This window comes from Bradyrhizobium sp. CCBAU 51765, assembly GCF_015291725.1.
GTDB classification, from domain to species: Bacteria; Pseudomonadota; Alphaproteobacteria; order Rhizobiales; family Xanthobacteraceae; genus Bradyrhizobium; species Bradyrhizobium liaoningense.
On sequence record NZ_CP030038.1, the window covers coordinates 2,506,396 to 2,530,261 of the forward strand.

22 protein-coding genes are annotated in these 23,866 nt (G+C 65.4%); 19 read left to right on the plus strand and 3 right to left on the minus strand.

The annotated features are described in order from the left end of the window. Positions 1-151: 151 nt before the first annotated feature. The 17 genes from XH96_RS11830 to XH96_RS11910 all read left to right on the plus strand — a co-directional run bounded on the left by XH96_RS11830 (position 152) and on the right by XH96_RS11910 (position 16,845). The gene (locus XH96_RS11830) at positions 152-598 is read left to right on the plus strand and encodes a hydrogenase accessory protein (RefSeq protein ID WP_194392655.1); all 447 of its coding nucleotides are present in this window, start codon (positions 152-154) and stop codon (positions 596-598) included. Beyond that, positions 595-1,458, plus strand: coding sequence for a hydrogenase expression/formation protein (locus tag XH96_RS11835; protein WP_194392656.1), 864 nt, complete (start codon positions 595-597; stop codon positions 1,456-1,458). The genes XH96_RS11830 and XH96_RS11835 overlap by 4 nt, the downstream gene beginning before the upstream one ends. Then, a complete protein-coding gene (locus tag XH96_RS11840) occupies positions 1,455-1,664 on the plus strand; it encodes a rubredoxin (RefSeq protein ID WP_194392657.1) in 210 nt (69 codons plus the stop codon). The genes XH96_RS11835 and XH96_RS11840 overlap by 4 nt, the downstream gene beginning before the upstream one ends. After that, positions 1,661-2,188, plus strand: coding sequence for a [NiFe]-hydrogenase assembly chaperone HybE (gene hybE, locus XH96_RS11845; protein WP_194392658.1), 528 nt, complete (start codon positions 1,661-1,663; stop codon positions 2,186-2,188). The genes XH96_RS11840 and hybE overlap by 4 nt, the downstream gene beginning before the upstream one ends. Continuing rightward, positions 2,185-3,279 carry a nickel-dependent hydrogenase large subunit gene (locus XH96_RS11850; RefSeq protein ID WP_194392659.1) on the plus strand — a complete coding sequence of 365 codons (1,095 nt, stop codon included), beginning with the start codon at positions 2,185-2,187 and terminating at the stop codon, positions 3,277-3,279. The genes hybE and XH96_RS11850 overlap by 4 nt, the downstream gene beginning before the upstream one ends. Then, positions 3,272-3,613 carry a hydrogenase maturation nickel metallochaperone HypA gene (gene hypA, locus XH96_RS11855; protein WP_194392660.1) on the plus strand — a complete coding sequence of 114 codons (342 nt, stop codon included), beginning with the start codon at positions 3,272-3,274 and terminating at the stop codon, positions 3,611-3,613. Before XH96_RS11850 ends, hypA begins: the two co-directional genes overlap by 8 nt. Further along, positions 3,613-4,509, plus strand: a complete 897-nt coding sequence (gene hypB, locus XH96_RS11860) for a hydrogenase nickel incorporation protein HypB (RefSeq protein WP_194392661.1) — start codon at positions 3,613-3,615, stop codon at positions 4,507-4,509. The genes hypA and hypB overlap by 1 nt, the downstream gene beginning before the upstream one ends. 2 nt (positions 4,510-4,511) lie before the next feature. Then, positions 4,512-6,767 (plus strand): carbamoyltransferase HypF, encoded by a 2,256-nt coding sequence (hypF, locus tag XH96_RS11865; protein ID WP_194392662.1) that lies wholly within the window; start codon positions 4,512-4,514, stop codon positions 6,765-6,767. Then, complete coding sequence (locus XH96_RS11870) at positions 6,767-7,003, plus strand: HypC/HybG/HupF family hydrogenase formation chaperone (RefSeq protein WP_194392663.1); 237 nt, start codon at positions 6,767-6,769, stop codon at positions 7,001-7,003. Before hypF ends, XH96_RS11870 begins: the two co-directional genes overlap by 1 nt. Beyond that, the gene (gene hypD, locus XH96_RS11875; protein ID WP_194392664.1) at positions 7,000-8,142 is read left to right on the plus strand and encodes a hydrogenase formation protein HypD; all 1,143 of its coding nucleotides are present in this window, start codon (positions 7,000-7,002) and stop codon (positions 8,140-8,142) included. The genes XH96_RS11870 and hypD overlap by 4 nt, the downstream gene beginning before the upstream one ends. Next, the gene (hypE, locus tag XH96_RS11880) at positions 8,139-9,179 is read left to right on the plus strand and encodes a hydrogenase expression/formation protein HypE (protein WP_194392665.1); all 1,041 of its coding nucleotides are present in this window, start codon (positions 8,139-8,141) and stop codon (positions 9,177-9,179) included. Before hypD ends, hypE begins: the two co-directional genes overlap by 4 nt. Positions 9,180-9,187: 8 nt before the next feature. Next, the gene (locus tag XH96_RS11885; RefSeq protein WP_194392666.1) at positions 9,188-10,888 is read left to right on the plus strand and encodes a hydrogenase maturation protein; all 1,701 of its coding nucleotides are present in this window, start codon (positions 9,188-9,190) and stop codon (positions 10,886-10,888) included. Beyond that, a complete protein-coding gene (locus tag XH96_RS11890; protein WP_194392667.1) occupies positions 10,885-12,342 on the plus strand; it encodes a sigma-54 dependent transcriptional regulator in 1,458 nt (485 codons plus the stop codon). Before XH96_RS11885 ends, XH96_RS11890 begins: the two co-directional genes overlap by 4 nt. Continuing rightward, positions 12,317-13,684, plus strand: a complete 1,368-nt coding sequence (locus XH96_RS11895) for a sensor histidine kinase (RefSeq protein ID WP_194392668.1) — start codon at positions 12,317-12,319, stop codon at positions 13,682-13,684. Before XH96_RS11890 ends, XH96_RS11895 begins: the two co-directional genes overlap by 26 nt. Positions 13,685-13,960: 276 nt before the next feature. Next, on the plus strand, positions 13,961-14,395 hold the full coding sequence (locus XH96_RS11900) for a cupin domain-containing protein (protein WP_194392669.1): 435 nt from the start codon (positions 13,961-13,963) through the stop codon (positions 14,393-14,395). Positions 14,396-14,740: 345 nt separating this feature from the next. Next, positions 14,741-15,610 carry a LysR family transcriptional regulator gene (locus XH96_RS11905; protein WP_194392670.1) on the plus strand — a complete coding sequence of 290 codons (870 nt, stop codon included), beginning with the start codon at positions 14,741-14,743 and terminating at the stop codon, positions 15,608-15,610. Positions 15,611-15,798: 188 nt separating this feature from the next. Further along, on the plus strand, positions 15,799-16,845 hold the full coding sequence (locus XH96_RS11910) for an LLM class flavin-dependent oxidoreductase (protein WP_194392671.1): 1,047 nt from the start codon (positions 15,799-15,801) through the stop codon (positions 16,843-16,845). 107 nt (positions 16,846-16,952) lie between these two features. On the opposite strand, the gene XH96_RS11915 is transcribed toward XH96_RS11910, so the two are convergent. From XH96_RS11915 to XH96_RS11925, 3 genes are all read right to left on the minus strand, one after another. Next, positions 16,953-18,143, minus strand: a complete 1,191-nt coding sequence (locus XH96_RS11915) for a glycosyltransferase (protein ID WP_371740057.1) — start codon at positions 18,141-18,143, stop codon at positions 16,953-16,955. A 501-nt stretch (positions 18,144-18,644) separates the two neighbouring features. Next, positions 18,645-19,904 carry an MFS transporter gene (locus XH96_RS11920; RefSeq protein WP_194392673.1) on the minus strand — a complete coding sequence of 420 codons (1,260 nt, stop codon included), beginning with the start codon at positions 19,902-19,904 and terminating at the stop codon, positions 18,645-18,647. 88 nt (positions 19,905-19,992) lie between these two features. Then, entirely contained in the window at positions 19,993-21,345 is a 1,353-nt protein-coding gene (locus XH96_RS11925) for a glycosyltransferase (protein ID WP_194392674.1), read from the minus strand. 296 nt (positions 21,346-21,641) lie between these two features. On the opposite strand from XH96_RS11925, the gene XH96_RS11930 reads away from it, so the two are divergent. Both XH96_RS11930 and XH96_RS11935 read left to right on the plus strand, forming a co-directional pair. Beyond that, a complete protein-coding gene (locus XH96_RS11930) occupies positions 21,642-22,259 on the plus strand; it encodes a DUF1127 domain-containing protein (RefSeq protein WP_194392675.1) in 618 nt (205 codons plus the stop codon). 162 nt (positions 22,260-22,421) lie between these two features. Then, positions 22,422-23,660: a cytochrome P450 gene (locus tag XH96_RS11935; protein ID WP_194392676.1), complete on the plus strand. Its 1,239-nt coding sequence runs from the start codon at positions 22,422-22,424 to the stop codon at positions 23,658-23,660. Positions 23,661-23,866 lie beyond the last annotated feature (206 nt).

A 23,866-nucleotide genomic window follows, 5' to 3' on the forward strand; every position in this document is an offset into this window, starting at 1 on the left:
ATCTTGCCATAGAAGCTTGGCGGACAGTCGAAGCTAGAAAATAGATGATATAGATCAATTGGATAATTCCGGACAGGTGATAACCAATCCTGGCACGTGCCTTGCTAACCTCTAGTCCGAGCAAAAACACAAGCTTGTCAGGGGAGGTTCGATGGAATTCCAGGTGGGAAAGCATGATCCGGCGCGGAGTGGCCTGCCCGAGGTCGATGCTGCGACGGTCGATCATTTCTTTGGCGGAGCGGACGAGGCCGGTGCGGTCGCGGTGCTGCTGTCGGCCGGCGATCCCAACCGCTTCCCTGAGGCAATCGATGTCGCCGTGGTGCTGCCGGAGCTGATCACCGCGTTCGAAGGCCGGCTGCGCGGTGCGATCATCGCGCGCAGCGACGAGAGCGCGCTCGGCCAGCGCTTCGGCGTGCGCGTGCAGCCGACGCTGATTTTCGTTGCCAAGGGCGAGACGCTGGGACTGATCGCCAAGATCCAGGACTGGTCGGTCTATGTCGACCGCATCACCAAGCTGATCGACCGGCCGCGCGGGCAAGGCGCAGCAGTCGCCGTCACCATCGTTCCCCAGCATCGCGCGCAAGGGGCCGGGCTGTGAAGGCCGGCTTCTGGGATGCGCCCGAAGGCGCCGAGCAACCGGTCAACGTGTTTCCGATCGGCGAAGAGAGTCTCAATGCAGCGAAGGGCAGCCTGACGGCGGCCGGCGCGCTGGCAAAGCTTGCAACGCTCGACAGTGCAGAGCTTGCAAAGAGCTGTCCGAACGCGGTCGCGCTGCTCTCGCGCATCGCGGTCGCCATTGAAGGCCAAAAGGCGGACGCGCCGACGCAATTGTTCCGGCTCGCCAATCTCAACGATCTCGAGAGCAAGCTGGTGGCCGACGTGCTCGGCGAAGGCGAGGTCGCCGGCGTCGTCGCGCTGCCCGACGGATCGCTGGCGCAGATCCAGGAATCGGTGCTGGCGGGAATTTGGCGTGTGCGGCTCGAGACCGACGCCGCTTCCGAATACCTCGAGATCGGGGCGATTCCGGAGATCGTCAGGCGCGCGGCGGCCGACCTGACATCCGCCGATTTCGAGATCGGGCAGGTGCCGGAGGGCGCGATGAACGTACTGCCGGTGCTCGCCGAGATCCGCGAGCGGGCACAGGCCTGGCGGCCCGGTCTTCGCTCGCAGATCATCAATTTCACGCTGCTGCCGATGAGCCCGGTCGACATGAGCTTCCTGCAGGACACGATCCGGAACGGACCGATTCAGCTCGTCTCGCGCGGCTACGGCACCTGCCGGGTGCTCTCCACCGGCATTCGCAATGTCTGGTCGGTGCAGTTCTTCAACGCCATGGACACCATCATTCTCGATACGCTCGAAGTCGGCGGCGTGCCGACGGTTGCGCTGGCAGCGGACGAGGATTTCGAGGATTCCGCCGAGCGGCTGCAGGAAATCATCGAGGCCTACTTCAAATGAGCGCCTTCGAGAACTTTGGCGTGCGCCGGGACATCACTGAGGCTACGCGGCTGGAATGCGGCATCTGCTGGACCGTCTACGATCCGGCGGATGGCGATGAGGTAGCGCAGATCGCGCCGGGCACGCCGTTCGCGGCGCTGCCGGAGGAGTGGCACTGCCCGAATTGCGACGCGCCAAAATCCAAGTTCATGGCGATCGAAACATGACCGGCAGCGCGCCAGCGAGTACATCAGGTCCTGTCGGCGGCGCCGACGCCGCGGCGTGGGGTGAGCTTCTGGCCGCAAGCTACCGGGAGATCGGCGAGCGCGCGATGCGCGATCTGCCCATCTACAACGATGCGCTCGACGTCGAGGCGGTCGATTTCCGCCCTTTCAACGGCACGATCGTCGGCATCATGGTCACGCCGTGGTTCATGAACGTGGTGATGCCGGCGGGCGCTATTGCGCCGGCCACCTCGGGCGCGAACGTGCGAATGCGTTTTCCCGCGGGGGATATCGAATTCATCCTGAGCGAGGTCGCCCGGGTCGGCCGGATCGCGAGCTGCTCGCTGTTCTCGCCGATGTTCCAGTTTGCCGACATGGATGCCGCGCGAGCGACGGCCGAAGCCGCGCTTGCCGAATTGATGCTGCCGGCGGACAGCGAGGAGGCGGTTCGCCGCCGCGAGCCCGCGACAAGCCCGATCGATCGGCGTAACTTCCTGCGGGGTGCCCTGACGGAGCGGCGCGGATGAGCCTCTCGTTCCGCAACGAGATCGATATCACGGTGCTGCTGTCCGGTGCCACGATCGCCGACGTCGCGATCAAGCCGCGCAGCCGGCCGCCGCTGACGCGGCTGTTTGCGGGAAAGCCCGCCGCTTCCCTGCTTCCCGTGCTGCCGCGTCTGTTCTCGCTGTGCTCGGTCGCCCATCACGTGGCGTTCCAGTCGGCGGTGGAAGCCGCACAAGGGCGGCAGGCGGCTCCCGCAACAGTGCGGCGCCGCGTCACCGCAGTCGTCGCCGAGCGGCTGACCGAACTGTTGCGCGGCTTGTTCGTCGGACCGCTCGCGCTCGACGGCACAAACGCGCCGGCGGTGCGCGCCGCGATGCAGGCAAGCGCGCTGCTCGGCCGCGCGGACGAGGCCGTCCCACCGGCCTTGCATCGCGACGCGGTGGAGCAGATCAAGGCCGCGCTCGGCGCGATGGGGATCGCCGGTGAAGAAGACGAGACGCTCGCGCCGGGCAGCGCGCTCGTCGCCTCCGTCGCGGGATGCAATGACAGGCTGGTGTCACAGCCGCAGGCCGATCCATCCTTCCTGACGGTGGCGGACGATCTAGACATCGTCACGCGTCTGCTGGCGGACGGTGCGGCCTATTCCGATGCGCCGGACCTCTGCGGCCGGATTCCGGAAACCGGCGTCTGGGCGCGCATGGCGCGCCGTGAAGCGGTCTCGCCGGCGGAAGCTGGCTCCGCCGCGCGTCTGAAGGCGCGGGTTGCCGAGGTCGCGCGGCTCTGCGCCTGGCTCGTTCGTGGCGATGCGGAGCTCGACGAGGGCGTCGTCGCAAGCTACCGGCTCGGCGTGGGCAAGGGGGCGGCCGCTGTCGAATGCGCCCGCGGGCGCCTCCATCATGCCGTCGCACTGGACGACGAGGATCGCATCGTCAAGTTCGAGTACCTGGCACCGACCGAGTGGAATTTTCACGCCCGTGGACCGCTGGTCAGGAGCCTCCAGGGCGCGACGCTCGCAGCCGGCCGGCACGGACAGGACGAGGTCCGCGCGCTGGTCGGATCCTTCGATCCCTGCGTCGGCTTCAGCCTGAATTTTCGCGAGGCGGCCCATGCATGAGATGGCGCTGTGCGAAGGCATCGTCGGTATCGTCGAGGAGGAAGCGCGCAAGCGCGCTTTCACCAAGGTGAACGTCGTCTGTCTGGAAATCGGTGCGCTGAGTCATGTCGCGCCGGAGGCGCTGAAATTCTGCTTCGAGGCCGTCGCCGCGCGGACCATCGCGCAAGGCGCGCGACTCGAGATCGTCGAGACTCCCGGCACGGCCTGGTGCATGGCCTGTTCCAAAGCCGTCGAGATCGGGCAGCGCTACGAGCCGTGCCCGTCCTGCGGCGGCCACCAATTGCAGGTGACGGGCGGCGAAGAGATGCGCGTAAGGGAATTGGAGGTCGACTGATGTGTACGGTCTGCGGCTGCAGCGATGGCAAGACATCGATCGAACATGCGCATGATCATCATCATGATCACGGCGGGCACCACCACCATCATCACCACCACGGCCATGGTCACCACCATCACCACGGTGGTGACCACGACCCAGCCCCCGATGAGGCCGGGCTGCTCGACTGCGGCGCCAATCCCGCGGGCCAGAAGATCGCCGGCATGAGCAGCGACCGTATCATCCAGGTCGAGCGCGACATCCTTGGCAAGAACGACCGGCTTGCGGCCGACAACCGCGCCCGCTTCGCGGCCGATGGCGTGCTCGCCTTCAACCTGGTCTCCAGCCCCGGCGCCGGCAAGACCTCGCTGCTGGTCCGCGCCGTGTCCGAGTTGAAGGAAAGCTTTGCGATCGGTGTGATCGAAGGCGACCAGCAGACCTCCAACGATGCCGAGCGCATCCGCGCCACCGGCGTGCCGGCGATCCAGGTCAATACCGGCAAGGGCTGTCACCTCGATGCCGCCATGGTCGGCGAGGCCTATGACCGGCTGCCCTGGCTCAACGGCGGCCTGCTCTTCATCGAGAATGTCGGAAATCTGGTCTGCCCGGCGGCGTTCGATCTCGGCGAGGCCTGCAAGATCGTGGTGTTCTCGACCACCGAGGGCGAGGACAAACCGCTGAAATACCCCGACATGTTCGCAGCCTCGTCGCTGATGCTGATCAACAAGATCGACCTCGCGCCCGTGCTCGATTTCGATCTGGCGAAGACCATCGAATATGCGCGCCGGGTCAACCCGAAGATCGAGGTGTTGACGGTGTCGGCGCGCACCGGCGAGGGGTTTGCAACGTTTTATGCCTGGATCCGCAAGCGGATGGCGGCGATGAAGCCGGCCGCGATGACGGCAGCGGAGTGACGATGGGCGGCGCGGCCACAGCACGGGACGGACGGCGGCTGCGCCTGCATGTGCGCGGCGCGGTGCAGGGCGTCGGCTTTCGCCCGTATGTCTACGGTCTCGCCACGCGCTACCGCCTCGGCGGCTTCGTCGCCAACGATTCCCATGGCGTCGTCATCGAGGTCGAGGGCGAGCGCGCGTCCGATTTCGTCGCGGCGTTGCCGCTGGAAAAGCCGCCGCTCGCCCGGATCGACGAGATCTCGGTGCAGCCGGTCGGGGCGGTGGCGAGTGCGGAGTTTTGCATCCGCGCCAGCGAGCAGGGGAGGGTGTCGACGCGCATCGTCGCTGATGCCGCAACCTGCAAGGACTGCCTGCGCGAGCTGTTCGATCCCGCCAGCCGGTTCCATCGTTATCCCTTCATCAACTGCACCCATTGCGGTCCACGCTACACCATCGCCGAGCGGCTTCCCTATGATCGAGCGGCAACGGCCATGAAACGCTTTGCGATGTGCAGAGCCTGTGCCGACGACTACGCCAACCCCCTCAGCCGCCGTTTCCATGCCGAGGCGATCGCCTGTCCGCAATGCGGCCCGAGGCTCAGCCATGAGGTCGCGGAGATTGCCGACGCGGTCGCGGCCGGCAAGATCGTCGCGATCAAGGGGCTCGGCGGCTATCAGCTGCTTTGCGATGCCCGCGACGACGAGGCTGTACGGCGGCTGCGGCAGCGCAAGCATCGCGACCAAAAACCCTTCGCGGTCATGGTCGGATCGGTGGATGCGGTTGCGGACATCGCCCATGCCGATACCGCCGAGCTCGCCTTGCTGCAGACGTCGCCGCAGCCCATCGTGCTGATGACATCACGCCACCGGCTCGCGCCAGCCGTCGCGCCGGGCCTGTCGCTCCTCGGCGTCATGCTGCCGGTCGCGCCGCTCCACCACCTCATCTTCGATGCCCTGACTACAGCGCACGAGCGGGCCGGCGAGAATTGGGCGATCGTCGCCACCAGCGCCAATCCCGGTGGCGAGCCGCTCCTCATCGACAATCGCGAAGCCGAGCAACGCCTTGCCGGCATCGCCGACCTCATCGTCACGCACGACCGCGACATCGTCACCCGGGCCGACGATTCTGTGGCGGCGGTCGTCGCCGGCCGGACGCAATTCATCCGCCGCGCGCGCGGCTACGTGCCCGAGCCGGTTCGCCTGGCGCGGTCGGTGCCGCCGATCCTGGCCGTTGGCGGCGCGCTCAAATCGACGGTGACGCTCACGCGCGGCAACGAGGCGTTCGTCTCCCAGCACATCGGCGACCTCGCCACTGCGGAAGGCGTCCGCTTCTTCGAGGAGACGGTGCATCACCTGCTTTCGACACTCGACGTCGAGCCGGTCGTCATTGCCCATGACCTGCATCCGAACATGGCCTCGACCCGTTTTGCCGAGGCCAGCGGGAGGCCGCTGATCGCGGTCCAGCACCATCATGCCCATGCGGCCGCCGTGATGGCGGAGCATGGCACCGCAGCACCGGTGCTGGCGTTGGTGCTCGACGGTTTCGGCCACGGCAGCGACGGCGGCAATTGGGGCGGCGAGCTGCTGGCTTGCGACGGCGCCCGCTTCCGGCGGCTCGGACATCTGGCCCCGATGAAGATGCCGGGCGGCGATCGCGCCGCGCGCGAACCGTGGCGCATGGCCGCGAGCGTGTTGCACGGCTTGGGGCGCGGCGGTGCGATCGCGCCCCGGTTCGGCGCACAGCCGCAGGCCGCGCGTCTTAGGGCCATGCTCGATCAGCCGGGCGTGCCGACGACAACTAGCGCCGGCCGATTGTTCGATGCGGCGGCGGGCCTGCTCGGTCTCTGCCCGATCCAGAGCTACGAGGGGGAAGCTGCGATGAAGCTCGAAGCGCTGGTGCGCAGCTCCCGCATCGCGCCTGACGGCTGGGCCATCGAGCACGGCGTGCTGTCCTTGGCCCCGCTGTTCGAGCGCCTGGCAGCTGGAAAGATCGATGCGGTCGAAGGCGCCGAGCTGTTCCACGGCACGCTTGCCGCGGCTTGCGTCGACTGGATTGATCGCGCGGCGGGCGCGACCGGGATTCGGACCGTCGCCTTGAGCGGCGGCTGCTTCCTCAACGCGATCCTCTCGGAGCAGATCGAGCGCGGCTGCCTTGCCGCCGGGCTCTCGCCGCTGCTGCCGCGCCAAGTACCGCCCAACGACGGCGGGCTCAGCCTCGGGCAGGCCTGGGTTGCCGCGCTGACACTGCTCGAACGGCAAGGCCTGGAAGGAACCATCTGATGTGTCTCGCGATACCTGCCGAGGTCACGAAGCTCCTGCCCGACGAGATGGCGATCGTTTCCATCGACGGCGTCAGCAAGGAGATATCGGTCGCCTTGATCGAGGGTCTCGCCGTCGGCGATTACGTGATCATCCATGTCGGCTATGCCCTGACGAAGATCGACCCGGAGGAGGCGAGGCGGACGCTCGAGCTGCTGCGCGAGCTCAGCGCCGAGGGGCAGGGAGCCGCGTCATGAAATATGCCGACGAGTTTCGCGACAAGGAGATCGCGCTTGGGCTCGCGAAAGCGATCCGCGCGGAGGCCGATCCGCAAAAGCCTTATCGCTTCATGGAGTTCTGCGGCGGCCATACCCACGCGATCTCGCGCTACGGCCTCGAGGACATGCTGCCGAGGAACGTGCGGATGATCCATGGCCCCGGCTGTCCGGTGTGCGTGCTGCCGGCCGGACGCATCGACATGGCGATCCGGCTCGCGATGAGGCCCGACATCATCCTGTGCGTCTATGGCGACCTGATGCGCGTTCCCGGCTCGCAGGGCGCATCGCTGTTGAAGGCGAAGGCGCGCGGCGCCGACATCCGCATGGTCTATTCGACCATCGACGTCATCCGGGTCGCCGAGGACAATCCCGGGAGTGAGGTGGTGTTCTTCGCCATCGGCTTCGAGACCACGACGCCGCCGACCGCGGTCATGATCCGCCTCGCCGAGAGGAAGCAGCTCGAGAACTTCAGCGTGTTCTGCAACCACGTGCTGACGCCGCCTGCGATGCAGAACATCCTGGAAAGTCCGGAGATCCGCAACATCGGCCGGGTCGAGATCGATGGTTTCGTCGGGCCGGCCCACGTCTCGACGATCATCGGCACGGCCCCATACGAGTTCTTTGCCGAGGAGTTCGGCAAACCCGTCGTGATCGCGGGTTTCGAGCCGCTCGACATGATGCAGGCGATCCTGATGCTGATGCGGCAGGTCAACGAGAACAGGCACGAGGTCGAGAACCAGTACAGCCGCGCGGTGAACCGCGACGGCAATCTGCGCGCCAAGGAGGAGGTCTCCGACATCTTCGAGCTGCGCGATCAGTTCGAATGGCGGGGGCTCGGGCAGGTTCCCTATAGCGGGCTGAAGCTGAAGCGCGCCTACGCCAAGTACGACGCCGAGGTGCGCTTCGACATGCACGAGCTGCGCGTCGACGACAATCCCGCATGCGAATGCGGCGCCATCCTGCGCGGCGTGAAGAAGCCGGTCGACTGCAAGCTGTTCGGCACCGTCTGCACGCCGGAGACGCCGATGGGCTCCTGCATGGTCTCCTCCGAAGGCGCCTGCGCCGCGCACTGGACCTATGGCCGCTTCCGCGATCACCAGCAGAGGCGCGCGTCATGAAGGCCTATCAGCGCAAGCTCGACATCAGGAACGGCTGCGTCGACCTGTCCCACGGCTCGGGCGGCCGCGCCATGGCGCAGTTGATCTCCGGATTGTTTCATGAGGCCTTCGGCAATGAATGGCTGGCGCGCGGCAACGACCAGTCGGCATTCGACGTCGGCGCCGGGCGCATGGTGATGACGACCGACGGCTATGTGGTCTCGCCGCTGTTCTTCCCCGGCGGCAATATCGGCTCGCTTGCGGTGCACGGCACCGTCAACGATATCGCCATGGCCGGTGCACGCCCGCTCTACCTCTCTGCAAGCTTCATCATCGAGGAAGGCTTCCGCTTCGCCGATCTCAAGCTGATCGCTGAATCGATGGGCGAGGCGGCGCGCGATGCCGGCGTCCACATCATCACTGGCGACACCAAGGTGGTCGAGCGCGGCAAGGCCGATGGCCTGTTCATCTCGACCGCCGGCGTCGGGGTCGTGCCCCACGGGCTCGATCTCTCGGCGGAGAACGCCCGCGCCGGCGATCGCGTGCTGATCTCCGGCACGCTCGGCGACCACGGCGTGGCGATCATGTCGAAGCGGCAGAATCTCGCCTTCGAGACCGAGATCGTCTCGGATTCGGCGGCGCTGAACGACCTCGTCGCGAAGATGGTCGAAGCCGGCGGTCGCGGCATCCGCCTGATGCGCGATCCCACCCGCGGCGGCCTCGCCGCCACGCTGAACGAGATCGCCCGGCAGTCCGACCTCGGCTTCCATCTTCGCGAGGAAGCGATCCCGGTCAAACCGGGCGTGGCGGCAGCGTGCGAGCTGCTCGGCCTCGATCCGCTCCATGTCGCCAATGAGGGCAAGCTGGTCGCGATCGTCGCGCCCGAGCTTGCCGGTGCGGTGCTGGCCGCGATGCGGGCGCATCCGCTTGGCCGCGACGCCGCCGAGATCGGCGAGGCCGTGGCCGACGATCATCATTTCGTGCAGATGGCCACGAGCTTCGGCGGCGGGAGGATCGTCGACTGGCTGTCGGGTGAGCAATTGCCGAGAATCTGTTAGGGCCCATCATGCGCATTCTGCTCCTGTCGCATTCCTTCAACAGCCTGACGCAGCGGCTCCATGTCGAGCTCAGGGAGCGAGGCCACGATGTCGCGGTCGAGCTCGACATCCATGCCGAGGTCACGCGCGAGAGCGTGGCGCTTTATCGGCCGGACCTTATGATCGCGCCGTTCCTGAAGCGGGCGATCCCTGACGACGTCTGGCGCGGCGTGCGTTGTCTGGTCGTTCATCCCGGTCCGCCCGGCGACCGCGGTCCGGCGGCGCTCGACTGGGCGATTCTGGATGGGGCAGGCGAGTGGGGCGTCACGGTCTTGCAGGCGGACGGCGAGTTCGATGCCGGCCCGGTCTGGGCGTTCCGCAGCTTCCCGATGCGGCGCGCAGCCAAGTCCAGCATCTACCGCAACGAGGTAACGTGCTGCGCGGTTGCGGCAGTGCTCGAAGCTGTCGCGGCGATCGAATCCGGACGGCCTGCCCCGCAGCCGATGGATACGGGCGATCCGCGCATTCGCGTGCGCGGACCTTGCCGCCAGGCGGACCGGGCGATCGACTGGCAGCACGACACCACCGCGACCGTGCTGCGCAAGATCGACAGCGCCGACGGCATGCCGGGCCTGGCCGACAGCCTGTTCTTCCAGGAGGTCAGGCTGTTCGATGCGCATGAGGCGCACGGCATCTCCGGCGTGCCCGGTACCGTCGTCGCGCAATGCGACGGCGCGCTGGCGCGCGCCACGGTCGATGGTGCGGTCTGGATCGGGCATGTCAGGAAGCTCGCGCCGAAGAGCCTGAAGCTGCCGGCCGCGAAAGTCTTCGCTGCCGAGGCGGCGCAGCTGCCGCGCCGGCCCGGCTGCGGCTACGCCCCGATCCGGTATCGCGAGCATGGCGAGGTCGGCGAACTCGCGTTCTCCTTCTACAACGGCGCCATGGCGACCGGCGACTGCGAGGCCCTGCTCGAGGCCTATCGCGCGGCGCTGGCGCGCCCGACCAGGGTGCTGCTTCTGACCGGTGGCCGGGACTATTGGTCGAACGGCATTCATCTTGCCGAAATTGAGACGGCCGATAGCCCCGCGGATGAGTCCTGGCGCAACATCAATGCGATCGACGATCTTGCCCGCGCGATCATCGAGACCACCGACCGCCTGGTCGTCTCGGTCATTCGCGGCAATGCGGGTGCGGGCGGCGTCTTCCTCAGTCTTGCCGCCGACGAGGTCTGGGCGAGCGACCAGATCGTTCTCAATCCGCATTACAAGGACATGGGCAATCTTTACGGCTCGGAATACTGGACCTATCTGCTGCCGCGCCGTGCGGGCGCCGCGAACGCAACCCGGATCACACAATGCCGACTCCCGATGGGCGTGGCGGAGGCCCGCCGCCTCGGCATCGTCGATCGCGTGCTGTCGGGCGAGGCGCTCGCTGATGCTAGCCTCGTGAAGTTCGGCTCGGCCATGGCGTCGGATGCCGGCTTTGCCTCGCGCCTCGCCGCCAAGCGGCAGCGGCGCGCCGCCGACGAGGCCGAGAAGCCGCTGCAATCCTACCGCGACGAGGAGCTGCGGCGGATGAAGCTGAATTTCTACGGCTTCGATCCGAGCTACCACGTCGCGCGCTACAATTTCATCCACAAGGTGCCGAAGTCGCGCACGCCGCTGACCATCGCCGGTCACCGTGTCAGGCGTGCGCCAGATCGGCCTGTCGGCATGGCGGTGCCATCGTGAGCATTCAGGGAACCATTCTCGTCATCGACGACGAGGTCCGCTCGCGGGAAGCGCTGCGGCGCGTGCTCAGGGAGGATTTCGAGGTGCTCTGCGTCGGCAATGCGACCGATGCGGAGAAGCTGCTGGAGGGCGAGATCGTCCACGCGATCCTCTGCGACCAGCGGATGCCGCACGAATCTGGCGTGAGCTTCCTGAAGCGCGTCCGCGAGCTCTGGCCGGATCCGGTGCGGATGATCATCTCCGGCTATTCGGACTCCGAGGACATCATCGCAGGATTGAACGAGGCCGGCATCTATCAATACATCACCAAGCCCTGGCAGCCGGACCAGCTGGTCGAAACCGTTAAGGAGGCGGTTCAGCTCTATCGGCTGCAGAAGGAGACCGAGACCGCCGGCGTCGACGTCAAGGCGACCTCGGGGCACATCAAGAAAGTCGTCTCGGTCAAGCGCGGCGTGGCCAAGCAGCTCTACGATTTCGACCGCATCGTGCATTCGACGGAAAGCCCGATGCACGCCGTGATCGAGCTCGGCAAGCGCGCCGCCGACTACGATATCTCGGTTCTGATCACCGGGGAATCCGGCACCGGCAAGGAGCTTCTGGCCCGCGCGATCCACTACGGCTCGGCCCGGGCCAACAAGGCATTCGTGGTCGAGAACTGCGGCGCGCTGCCGGACGAGCTCCTGGAAAGCGAGCTGTTCGGTTGCAAGAAGGGCGCCTTCACCGGCGCCTACCAGGACCGCATCGGCCTGTTCGAGGTCGCCGATGGCGGCACGATCTTCCTCGACGAGATCGGCGAGACCTCGCCGGCGTTCCAGGTCAAGCTGCTGCGTGTGCTGCAGGAGAGCGAGATCCGGCCGCTCGGCGCGCAGCGCGTGCGCAAGGTCGACGTTCGCGTGGTGGCGGCGACCAATCGCGACCTGGAGGCGGAGGTCGAGGCCGGTCGCTTCCGGCGTGACCTGTACTACCGCCTTGCCGCATTCCCGGTGCACATGCCGGCGCTGCGGGAGCGCCCGATGGACATCCCGCTGATTGCGGAGGGCGTGCTGTCGGCGGTCAAGAGTTCCTTCAACCGGCCGAAGCTGCGGTTTGCGCGCTCGGCGCTGGACGAATTCGGCAAGTATCACTGGCCGGGCAACGTACGCGAGCTCCAGAACGAGATCCAGCGCATGGTCGTGCTCGCCGACCGGGACGAGCTGCGCGCGCCGCCGCTGCTCGGCCGCCGCAACGGGAAGCGATCCGCGCCGCTGCCGACCCACGGCAAGCTGAACGGATCGGCCTCGCTGAAAGACAAGGTGGAGGATCTCGAGAAGTCGGTTATCATGAACTGCCTGGAGAGGAACGACGGAAACATCAGTCGTGTCGCCAGCGAGCTGGGTCTCTCGCGGGTAGGGCTCAGGAACAAGCTGACCAGGTATGATCTGAGAAAAAATGCCAAAGGCGACGCATTCTCCTGAAGCAAGCGAGACGGATTCGCTGCTCAAGCTGGTCACCAGCGGCGGCGCGATCGAGTTCGACCGCGAGCGCGAAGGCGCCTGGATCGAAGTCATCCGCAAGATGGACGAGGTCTATTCGGACCTGTTGCGCTATGAGGTCGACCTCGAGCACAAGAATGCGGAGCTGGAGGAGGCGCAGGCCTTCGTCACCAACGTCATCGAATCGGTCTCGGACATCCTGATCGTCTGCGACGCCAAGGGAATGGTGCAGCAGGTCAATTCCGCGTTCCAGCATGCGCTCGGCCGCAGTGTCGGGGACGTGGTCGGCCGGAACATTGCCGACGTCATCGATGTCGCCGACGGTGCCAAGCTGCTGCCGCTGCTGAGGCCGCGCGGCACGCCGGACGTCGTCGACGGTGAATTGAGGTTCGCGACGGACGGCGGCAGCACCGATCTGTTCGCGATCAACAGCTCGCCGCGCCACGATCATCGCGGCCGCTTTATCGGCGTGGTGCTGACGGGGCGGCCGATCGGCGAGCTGCGCCGCGCCTATGAGGCGCTGCACAAGGCCCATCACGAATTGCAGCGCGCCCAGCGGCAACTGGTCGAGCAGGAGAAGATGGCGAGCCTCGGCCGTCTCGTCGCCGGCGTCGCGCACGAGTTGAACAATCCGATCAGCTTCGTCTACGGCAACATTCACACCCTGATCCGCTACCGAGCGGCCATCGTCGCCTATCTCGACGCGATCCACGGCAAGGGGCGGGCGAACGATCTCGCCGCGCTGAAGAAGAGCCTGCGCATCGACGAGGTGATGGAGGATTTCGGCCCGCTGATCGAGGGCACCATGGAGGGTGCGGTCCGGATCAGCGAGATCGTGAAGAATCTGCGCCGCCTCTCCTTCAGCAAGCTCGGCGAGGTCGAGCGTGTCAATATCGAGCGTTTGATCAACACCGCGGTGCTGTGGGCCGTCCGCACCAAGCAGGTGCGCATCGACCTGCAGATGGAGCTCGAGCCGGAACTCTGGATCTCCGGCAACGAGGGACAACTGCACCAGGTCATCGTCAATCTCGTCGAGAACGCGATCGACGCGATGCGCGGCACCGAATTGCCGCGGCTGGTCGTCTCGACGGCGCGCAAGGGCAACGAGATCCTGTTCCGGATTTCGGACAATGGTCCGGGAATCGACAAGGATCACATCAGTCACATCTTCGAGCCGTTCTTCACGACCAAGCGAGTCGGCGAGGGCACGGGGCTCGGCCTCTGGATCAGCTACGGCATTGTGCGCGAGCACGGCGGCGAGCTTCTCGCCGCGAATGAGCCGGACGGCGGCGCGACGTTTTCTTTTGCGTTGCCGGCAGCGTAGACCGGCGCCGCCTCTTCGACACCGGCGTCTATTGCGGGTCGATTCCGGCCGTCTTGACGATCCGTCCCCACTTGCCGATCTCGGCTTTCAGAAGGGCTTCAAGGGCTTCCGGGGCCGCCCGCTCGGGCTCCACTGGAGCCATAGCTCGGCAAAGCGGCCGACAATCCGGGCGATTGGCGATTGTCTTGGCCGGTCTGTCCAGAGGCTTGGGCTATGCGCGACGCCCCGGAGCGACGAAGTATGGACCGACGCCCACACGAGCCTCGGAGACCGACAATGGAAGCTGGCATCGCAACCACATTCGAGCAGACTGATTTCGCGGGGATCAGCACCAGGATCATCAATTCCGGCACAAGCCCATTCACGATTCTGGACATGACGATCAAGCCAGGCTTCGGCGCACCGGCCCATATTTCCGCGTCCGAGGACAAGGTGTTCGTCGTTCTCGAGGGAACGCTGAGATATCTCATCGGCGACCAGACCGAGGTCGTAGAGCCCGGGGCACGCGTGCAGGTTCCGAAAGGCGTGGTTCATGGGTTCACGAATGTCGGCTCCCGTGATGCGCGCCACATCTTGGTCTCGACGCCGCGAAAGCACGAGGAATTCTTTCGCGATCTCCGCGACATCCCCGAACCACGGGAGCAGAATATGAATCTCCTGCCTGGGATCGCCCAGCGGCACGATCAAATGATCGTCGGACCTTTGCCATAGCGTTCGCGCCTTCCGGCACCGGGGTTCTGAAGGGCGATATCGACCCGCAGATCGAGCGAGGAAACGGGTCGAACGATGGCGGGGAGGTCCCCGATCCCCGGATGTCTCATCCCTGGCTGTGACCGACCCATCTTCCGGCGGGCGTTCGTAAAAACGAGGATGTGAAGAAGGGGACAGCGCCCGATATCGTACTATCGCGCGATAGATGCGGACTCTCGAACACTCCAGATCCCGCCCATCCATACTTGGGGATGGCCGCCGGAGCGCTCATCGCCGGCTTCCGGAAGCGGCACGCCATTTCGCCCGTGATCCCATCAGACATCACGGCTCGCTGAGCGCGCGCTGATGGATCTCAACGCGCTCAAGACATTCATTGACGTCGTTCGCGCGGGCAGCTTCTCCGGAGCCGCGCGCCGGACAGGGATGCCGCGGTCTTCCGTGAGCCTGCGCATTCGCAATCTCGAGAGCTCGCTGGGCGTTCGCCTGTTCAAACGGTCGACACGCGCCTTCGCCCTGACCGCCGAAGGGCAGGATCTGTATCAGCGATCGGAGGGCGCCCTGGCGTCCCTGGTCGATACCCTCGCCGATCTGAAGCAGGTCGAACCATCTCATGCGGGCGAGATCCGCATGACGCTGCCTGCGGACTTTCCGGCAAAGATCGTTGCCCCGGCCATCTCGGAATTCTGCGCGGCATATCCGAAGGTGCGGATCGATGTGGTTCCGACCAACGCGGTGCTCGACCTCGTCTCCGAGAATGTCGATGTCGCACTGCGGATCGGTGCCGCCAATCCCCAGGACGCCGTCGTGCGGGCGGCGCTCGACATGGAATTGGGCTTTTATGCGAGCGCCGATTATATGCGCCGTCACGGTGCTCCGGCGAGCATCGCCAGGGCAACGCGGCTGATCGGCCCACGGCAGCCGGAACTGCGCCGCCTTTTCGAACAGTGCCTCGATGGCGGGGTCCTGCCTCAATTCCACGTTACGGTCGACAGCTTCACGTTCATCCGCGAACTGGTGCTGCTCGGTCAGGGCATCGGCCTCCTGCCCGGGTCGCTATGCAGAACGGCGTTGGCGTCCGGCGCTCTCGTGAAGGCCTTCCCCGTTTCGGCTTCGGTCAGACTCCAACTCACCTATCCCTCGCGCGCCGACATCTCCTCGAAAGTGAGGGTGTTCGCAGAGATACTTGCCCGTCATCTGAAAGCGGCCGTCGCCTAAGCGCCGATTGGCGATCTTGCTGGCCGTTCTGTCCAGAAGTGCAGGCTATGCGCTGCGCGTCTTTACGACAGAATGTCAGCCGACGCACCCGGGCCCTGGAGATCACGGCCAGTGAAGGCGTCGTCACGACGCCGCTTCATTGGCAGCCCCATGGCCGAAGGACCGGGCCGGACAACACAAAGGGATTCATGATGGACAGATCGCTTCCAATCTCGATGCTCGATTTTTCTCCGAAGTACAATGGCGACGGTACGCGTCAAGCCCTGGCCCGCACTGTCGAGCGCGCGCAGCATGCGGAGGCGCTGGGCTATCGACGCTTCTGGTTCACCGAGCATCACAACGTGCCGCGGCTGACCAATGCGGCGCCACCTGTCGTGCTTGCTCATGTTGCGAGCCGTACGCGATCGATCCGCGTCGGCTCCGGCGGCGCAATGTTGCCCAACCATTCACCCCTCCTGATTGCCGAACAATTCGGAACATTGGCGGCGCTTCATCCCGGCCGGGTCGATCTCGGACTCGGACGCGCAACGGGTGGACCAGGGTCGGACGCTGACACGCTCCGGATGCTACGCAAGGCGCCCGATGCGCGCATGCGATTTGACGCTGACCTCGACGAATTGCTGGCGCTCCTGCGCGAGCCGCAATCGGGCGACAGTCCATATGCACCTGGGCGCGGCCTCGATGTACCCGTCTGGTTGCTGGGGTGTTCAACGGCCTCGGCGACAATGGCGGGCAAGCTCGGCCTGCCGTTCTCCTACGGGACCCATATCGCGCCCGATGATTTGATTCCTGCCATGCAGACGTATCGCGCGCATTTCCGGCCGGGCGCCACGATGCGATCTCCGCATGCGATGGTGTCGGCCTTTATCATCGCGGCAGACACGGATGCAGAGGCGGAGGAAATGATGGCTGGCGTCCGGCCGATCCTGGTGCAATGGTTTCGCAAGAAGCTGCCGGCGTCGGCGCCGGACGCGATTGCGGCGCCCGTCGCAGCCATGCCCGAGCGTTTGTCCTACGCCATCGTTGGTGGGCCGGAAACGGTGCGTTCCGGTATCCAGGGAATGATCAGGAGAACGCACGCAGACGAACTCATGATCATCACGTTCATCCAGGACACCGCCGCGGCCTATCGCTCCTATCAGATCGTCGCCAGTGTCTGCCAGGAGATCGATAGAGGGGCGGCTGACGACGAACCCATTCAGCCGGGTAATCGCGGAAACGTATGGGAGCTATGAACCATGTTTGGCGATGCCCGGAGCGCTCTTGCGAACGCTCGGAGCATTTCCCGGCGTTAGTGAGTGGCGCCCGGCTGATCATGGGCGGGCGGCCGCATCGAGGTTCATCAGGCGCGATGAAGCGCTGTCGTTGCAGGAGACGGCCGTCTCATTCGGCGTCCAGCGGCGGCGATGGTCTCCATCTCGTCGACGAGGCAGGACCGATCGATATCGACCTTGATGGCCTCGCCGAGGAAGCGAGCCGTCGTCGTGAAACGCGGCTCGGTGACCAGCCGGTCCACTGCCGCTGCGATCTCCTTCTCCGAGGCCGTTGGAGGCAATCGAAGCCCGGCGCCCTTGGCCTCGACCCGCGCCGCGTTCGCGGCCTGATCCCGTCCCATCGGAAGAACGAGCTGCGGCAAACCGTGGAGAAGCGAGCGGGTGACGGTTCCGTGGCCGCCTTGCGACACCACGGCAGAAACGTCTTTCATGATCAGGTCATGGGGAGCGCCGCTGATCAATTGCACGTTCTGCGGAGCCCGCAGATCTGTAACCTTCAGATTGGGGCCTGTGGTCGCGATGGCATCGATCTTGAGCATGCCCATCGCGTTGACGACGCGCTGAAACAGGTCGCGCTGGCCTTGAGCGCCGGTGCTGCAAGCGATCAAGATGCGGGGGCGCCCCGATCGCATGGACGATGCTGGCCAGGTGGCGGCCTGCCGCGAACTGGGGTGCGCGACCTTGGACCAGTTCGGCACGTCGAGCAGCGGCCCGACATACCGAAAATTGTACGGCAGAGCATCGGCCTGAAAGTCGAACGCCCGACTGGTTGCGAGCAGAAGCCGGTCAGCCCGATCGAACAGGTGCATGACGTCCGCGAGCGGGGCGAGTCCCAGATCGACGCGGGCCCGGTTGAGAAGAGGGAGAAACGAATTCAGCATCTGGGATACGGCGGCATTGGCCACGTCGACCTCGGCACGCTCTTGCGGAGTTTTCGGCTGGCCCAACCCGCTCGTGGCCGGCGGCATTCCCGGCAGGGTCCGCAGGCTGACATGGGGGGATAAAAGAGCGAGGGGCACATCCGATGCCTCCGCTCCGAGCGCGGCGCCGAACAATACGTCCAAGCTGAGAACCGCATCCGTCGGCCCGCGGCGAATTTCGTCCCGGATATCGGCCGCATAGGCCGAGCAGGGGGCGAATACGACGCGGCGTATCCATTGCGACATGTCCGAGAGATCTGTCGGATCGGCGGCCTCTCCCGTCGGAGCGCGGCGCCATGTCACGAATTCGAAGTCGGCGCTCTCGACTTCCGCACGCATTGCCGGATCCGCCATCACCCGGATATGATGACCATTCCGGCGCAGTTTCCGTCCCGCAGTCAGGAGAGGGCTGAGGTTTCCCAATGTGCCCCACGATGCCAGCAGAAAATGGTATAACATTCCAGAAGCCTCATCAGGTCGCGAAACTCACTGACGCAATCGTTCCTTTCGCGACCGGAGCAGGCGACGGGATAATTGCGTGACCGCGGGTGTAGCCGCGCTGGCCGCGCCAACGATGGTGCCATGCTGCTACCGAATGATGTCTGGTCGAGACGAAATGGTTACCTCTGTAAGAATGGCACGCGCGATCATGTGCAGTGTTCGCAGCGGTTACCGCCTCGGCGATCGCTGTCACAGTTTCGTGCGAATTAATTGATCCGCATGGCTGCTCCTGCAGGGGAAACCAGGACATTGAACGCGGCGAAGACAGATGTTTTTCACGCGAGCTCAAGCGGCTAGTCACGAGCCGCCGCCTTAGCATGATCAGAAGCCGCCAGATGATCAGCTTGCGGTCGATTTCGGCATCGAGCCGGCGCGCATCAGCCGCTCGATCGTCTGAGATTGCAGACGACGGTCGGCGGGACGCGCGACCAGGAAATACAGGACGAGCGCGAGGAGCGCTGACGCAGCCATGACCGCCGTCGTCGAGAGCGCGGTCCGGCCGTCGAAGCAAGCCGCCACCAGTCCGCTCGATATGGCACCGGCGATTAGCTGGATGCTTCCGGCAGCAGCGCTGACGGCGCCGGCGATGTCGGGAAAGTGCTGCATCGTCGCGCTCACCACGTTCGGCACGCTGAGTCCGAAGCCGAGTGCCACCGCCATCAGCAGCGCGGCGACAGGCACCGTGGGCATCCAGCCGGCCAATGTCATCGCGAGCAGGACGATGCTGGCCGCCGACGACAGCGTCAGCCCGGTGGCGAGCATGCATGCCGAAGATATCCCGCGCCGGCCGAGCTGTCCGTCGAGGAAGGCGCCGCCCATCACGGAAGCCGAGCAGGCGCTGAAGATCAGGCCGAATTGCTCGGGCGAGAGTCCGACGGCTCCGACGAAGAAGAGCGAGGCGCCGGTGACGTAGGCAAACACCGTCGCGCCGCCCGCCGCACCGACCAGGATGTAAGGAAGTGAAACCGGATGCGTCAGGACGCGGCGATAGCTGTCAATCACGGCCGCGGGCACCAGGCGGGCGGATGGAGCGATGTTCGCACTTTCGGCGAAGCGAAACATCACCACCACCAGCAGCGCCAAACCCATCGCAGCCTGGCTCGCATAGATCGATTGCCAGCCGGCAGCCGCCAGCAGGGCGGCCCCCGCGGTGGGCGAGATCACCGTGGCAACATTGACTGCGACCATGACGTTGGCGATCTTGCCTCGAGCCGCGGTGCCGTCGAAGAGGTCGCGTATGATGGCAAAGGTGGTGGCGGTTGCGGCGGCGCCGATGCCTTGAATGAAACGGCACACCAGCAGAACCGGCAGCGAGGAAGCAAGCGCGCAGCCGAAACTGGCGGCGACGAACAGCGCGAGGCCGAATGCCAGGATCGGCTTGCGGCCAAGGCGGTCGGAGGCGGGTCCATAGATCAGCGGCGCTGTTGCGAGGCTGAGCATGAAGGCACTCGTCGTCAACCCGACGTCCGACGCGCTCACGCCAAACGTGGAGCCGGTGGCTGCCAGTGCCGGCAGATTGATGTCGATGCCGGAATATGGCACGGCCGCCAGCAGCCCGAGCAGCACCATGAAGGCGAAGGAGTCAGGTTCGATGCGCATGAACGAACATCCGATGACTTCCGATGGACACTGATGGAACGACGGAGGACGGTCGCACCGCCCTCCATGGCTCAGTTCGGCAAACTGATCATCCGCGCCGCCCGGCGCGCCGGCCCCGGCTCGGCACGGCCGCGCGGAGGCGTGACAGCTTGGTCTGGTCGGTGACGAGTTCGCCGATGATCCGGAGAATTTCCGTCCGCGTATCGATCCCTGCGAACTCGTCCGCGATCTGCGACACGCGCAATCGATAGCGCGGCTGGTCGAGCACCGTCCGCACCGCCTCGCGCAAGGCTTCCGGCGTCGGCTCGTTGGTCGCGAGGTCGATGCCGACGCCGGACCACGCGACCCGTGCGTTGACGTCGGCCTTGTCTTCGGTCAGTCCCGCGGTGACCAGGGGAATGCCGAAGCTCATGGCCTGGTTGACGCTGCCATAGCCGCCGTTGGTGACGAGCACGTCGACCTTCGGCAGCAGCCGTTCGAACGGCAAATAGCTGGCGACGCGGGCGTTCGACGGCACCTTGCCGGGAATGGCGTCGACTGGACGGCCGCCTGCCGTCGCGATCACCAGGATGTCGGGCTCGTTGGCGAGCGCCGCCAGCGTCGGGGCGACCAGCAGATTGAGGTTGTGATTGGCCACCGTGCCCTGCGTCACGAGCACGACCTTGCGCGAGCCGTCGAGGTCCTCGGCCCAGGGCGGCGGCGAGACCTGGTTGGCAATGATCGGAGGCGTGCCGACGAAATTCACCGAAGACGGCATGTCGCGCGGGAATTCGAAACTCGGCACCGACAATTGCAGATAAGAATCTGCGAGATCGACCACGGAATGGAATAGCGGCATCGCCACCGGCCCGACCCCGAGGCCCTTCAAGGCGCGGTTCAGGCGCAGCAATACCGGTTGATCGACCGTCGCGTCATAGTCCCGCGCCAGGGCCGCATACCGATCGCGGTCCTCGTCGGTCCCTGCCGGCGGCAAGCCGAGAAAATTGGGTGCGCCGTCCTCGCGCGCCCAATGCAGGATCGAGGTGCCGCAGAGCGCGACGGGAGGCCGATGCGATCGCGGTCCGAGCAGGATCGGCAGGATGCCGAAAAACATGTCATCCGCGACAATGATGTCCGCCGGAAATTGCCGCAACGCCTCCAGCAGCCCCTCGTGCTGGGCCGGAATGGCGTCGACGAAGATCCGCTCGCAAACAACGCGAAGCCACTCCAGCCCCGGGGGAATGGTCTTGAGCTCGGGGACCAACGAGAAGACGTCGTTCGGATTGAAGTCCGCGCCCTCGGGAAGAGGAAAGAACCTGATGCCGTTGGCTTCGACGCGGGCACGAAAGGCGGTGCCTGTCACAAGGGCAATCTCGTGGCCTTCGGCAGCCAGGATCTGCGTGATCGCCAGCAGTGGATTGAGATGGCCCGTCGCAGGCGTCGAAGCGATAAGAATCTTCATGGGAGCTGACCTCTTGATGGATCCGTGCACGGTCGCAACAGGGCGGCCGAGCGATTGCGCAGAGCGAGTTGACGGGATCGCCGTTACACCAATGCTTCCGCCGGCCATCGAATGGTTACAGCGGAAACGCAACGTGGCGTGATCGAGGCTGGCGTCGCCGCGTCTTCCGGCGCTGCAGATCCGTGCTAAACGCGGCCGGCGGATTGCAACTGTAGCCTTTTTGCCGATGACGGTGATCTCGGTGTAACGGCCGGCCTGCACACAGGCTCCCACGAACATTGCGTGGGAGATCTACGATGAAGTCGCATTCTCGCAGTATGGTCCGGCTTGTTCGCCCGGTTGACGGCGAACTCGACGGTCAAGATTTGGCCGCATGGCCCGATGAGCGCGGTACGGCCGGTCTCGGTGCTGGCCGTAGTGGGAGGCAGGACCTCGCGGACATTGGTTCGCATCCGGCGCCGGCTGAAGCCGCGCCGGACCGGGGCGGCATGTTGTGGTCGGCGATCTTTTCCTTCATGGAAGGGTTCGCGCTCTACGGTGCAGCGTTGCATCCGGCCGCGGCCATGCCGGCTCACACGATACTGGCGGCACGAAAAGACTGGCCGACGGACCGGGAGACCGGTGAACAGGCAGAGCCGATGCGCAGCGGCGGTCGCGATGGCGCCGAGCGCAACGGCAACGCTGTCAAATGCGGCGGCGTCCCGCCGCGCGCCGCGCAACCCGCGCGACGTTGGAATTGGCTGCGTTCGGCCGGTGAGATGCTGACGGTCTTGCGGTTGCATTTTCGCCGAGAGCGGGAGATCAGAAGGGCTGTTGCTGCTCTGATGAAGCTCGACGACCGGACGTTGCGCGATCTTGGAATCCACGGCCGTTCGGAGATCGAGTGGGCGGTGCGGTGCTTCCATGATTGCTGAGGCGGGCGATCTTGCCATCGCAGGACTGAGCCTGGGCCGCGCCGCGCTGACGGGCCGGCGACCGCCCGTTACGATTGCAACGAAGTTCGACCGTCCGGCAATCGAGACGTAATGCGCCAGGCCTAGGGAGGAGAAATCGCAGTCAAGGACAGGAGAATCCCAATGGCAGAAGTTGTCGGCGCCGACGATCGGGCGGCTCTCGCCGCTGTTGAGGACCTGCCGGTTCTCAGTGCGGCAGACCTCGACGCGGATCCTCACGGAATGTTCCGCAAGTATCGTGCCGCCTATCCCCTTGTCAGGCATGAGACGGGAGGCTACCTCGTGCTCCGCCATGCCGACATTGAGCGGCTCGGCAGTGATGTCCGTATAGCCGCATCCGAAACCGCCCACCCGGAATTGTTCGGTGTCACGGAGGGAGCGCTGTTTGACCTCTTCGCGCACGGAATGCTCACCGCGAACGGTGCCGTTCACCGCCGCCGGCGCTCTCCATTCTCCAAAAGCTTTGCGGCCCGCATGATGGCCGATCTGCGGCCGCACATACGACGCTCCTCGGAGCAGCTGATTGAGAGCTGGTATGCCGATGGTCAGGTCGAATTCGTCGGTCGGTTCGCAGCTCAGCTTCCCGCCCAGGTCATTGGCGATCTTCTCGGCCTGCCGCGAGCCGATACCCCATCCTTTACAGAACTCGTCCACGCGGTGACTCGATTCCTCAGCGCCAGCATATTGCCGGACGAAATCCCCGAATCGGAGGTGGCCTGCCAACAGTTGCGCGCCTACGTGGAGAAGACGATCGAAGACCGGCGGCGCACCCCTCGGGATGATTTCCTCTCGGATTTCCTTGGGAAGGCCGACGCAGCAGGTGAGTTGTCACCTCTCGAGATCATATTTCAGATCGTACAGTTGATCGTCGGCGGCACCGACACGACTCGCGTCGCCATCGTCATGCAATTGGCGCTTCTGCTCCAGCACCGGGAGCAATGGGAGGCGGTATGCCGCGATCCCTCGTTGATTCCGGGCGCGGTTGCGGAGGCGATGCGATTCGAGCCGAGCGTGGCATCGTTCATCAGAGTGACGGCCGAAGACATCGAGGTTGGCGGCGCTGTGCTCCCGGCTCGGCAACTCGTCATCTTGTCGACCATGTCCGCCGCGCGTGACGAAGAGGCCTATGAACGGCCCGACGCATTCGACATCCGTCGAACCGACCAACCACGGTTGCTGCCCGCCTTCGGGGCCGGTGCCCATCGTTGTATCGGTGAAGCGCTGGCGCGGATCGAACTCGAGGAGAGCCTGGCGGCGCTCGCGGCCCGCATTCCTCAGCTCCGATTGGATGAAGCGCCAGCGATCAAGGGGCACAGCGGCATCCGTCGCCTCGACACCATGCGAATATCCTGGCGGCCGTGACATCCGGACGAGGCCTCGCACGGCGAACGGCCTGCCTCCTGGATGCGCGGGAATCCAGGAACCAGTGCCCTTGCGAATGCGGTAGTCGCGTCAACCGGCGCGGTGCCGGTGGATTTCGCAGGGGTGAGGGAGGCCACAACGAACTCGGCTCCCGGGAGAGCACGGCATAAGCCGTCCGATCATCGCGCAGGGAAGGCCGTGTGTTG